The organism is Pseudoalteromonas sp. SR45-5, from assembly GCF_014163565.1.
In the GTDB taxonomy this organism is placed as follows: Bacteria; Pseudomonadota; Gammaproteobacteria; order Enterobacterales; family Alteromonadaceae; genus Pseudoalteromonas; species Pseudoalteromonas distincta.
On record NZ_JACJDN010000910.1, the window covers coordinates 1 to 1171 of the forward strand.

Genomic DNA, 1171 nt, shown 5'->3' on the forward strand with positions numbered 1-1171 from the left:
ATCGCTACCTCAAGCATATTTATTATGCTAGCCTTGAGCTCTAATCAGATAATTGCACACCTAAAGACCTAAAGTGATATTTTACGTAAATAACACTTGGTTTTAAGCGGTATTGCCTTTATAAATAATATGAATAATAACGTTAAAATTTGCAGCCATGAAATTACAACAACTCAGATACATCGTAGAAGTACAAAATCATAAATTAAATGTTTCAGCGACTGCTGAGAGTTTATTTACCTCGCAGCCAGGAATTTCTAAACAAGTACGCATGTTAGAAGATGAGTTGGGTGTACAAATTTTTGGTCGCAGTGGTAAACATTTAACGCATGTAACCGGTGCTGGCGAAGATATAATTAATATTTCTCGTGAAATACTCTCCAAAGTAGAAGGTATTAAAGCCGTTGCTAATGAGCATACGTTACCTGATCAAGGTAAGTTAAATATTGCCACAACACATACCCAAGCCCGTTATGCTTTGCCTAACGTTATTCAAGGGTTTATGAAAAAATACCCTGCGGTATCGCTTCATATGCACCAAGGTACTCCACAACAAATATCGGATGCTGCAGCACGCGGTGATGCCGACTTTGCTATTGCAACAGAAGCACTGCATTTGTATTCAGATTTAGTTATGTTGCCTTGTTATCATTGGAATCGCAGTATTGTTGTTGCTAAAGACCATCCGCTCGCTAAAAAGGCAAATAGTTTAACTGTTGCTGACATTGCCCAATATCCACTCATTACATATGTATTTGGTTTTACGGGCCGCTCAGAGTTAGATAAAGCATTTAGCGCACACGGACTTGAGCCACACATTGTATTTACTGCAACCGATGCTGATGTTATAAAAACATACGTACGACTGGGTTTAGGAGTTGGTGTTGTCGCTTCAATGGCGATAGATCAAGTGAGCGATACCGATTTAGTGTGTATTGATGCAAGCCACTTATTTGAAGCAAGCACGACCAAAATTGGTTTTAGAAAGGGCAGCTTTTTACGTACTTACATGTATGATTTTATTGAACGTTTTGCACCGCACTTAACTAAAGAGCGCGTAGAGCGAGCAAGCTTGTTACGTAACCAAGATGACGTAGATAAGTTATTTGCAGATATAGAGTTACCCGTTAAATAAGGTGATTGCATTGAACGAAAAATAAAAAAGCTGCCT

The 1171-nt window shown here is 38.5% G+C and carries 1 protein-coding gene; it reads left to right on the forward strand.

Annotation, left to right across the window (positions count from 1 at the left end; genetic code table 11):
• The first annotated feature begins 157 nt into the window (after nt 1-157).
• Nucleotides 158-1135, forward strand: a complete 978-nt coding sequence (gene cysB / locus H5072_RS20015) for an HTH-type transcriptional regulator CysB (protein ID WP_002961670.1) — start codon at nt 158-160, stop codon at nt 1133-1135.
• Nucleotides 1136-1171: the final 36 nt, after the last annotated feature.

What these genes read in the sequence shown, in the direction of transcription:
- cysB (WP_002961670.1), top strand. Translation starts at nt 158, where the DNA reads ATGAAATTACAACAACTCAGATACATCGTAGAAGTACAAAATCATAAA.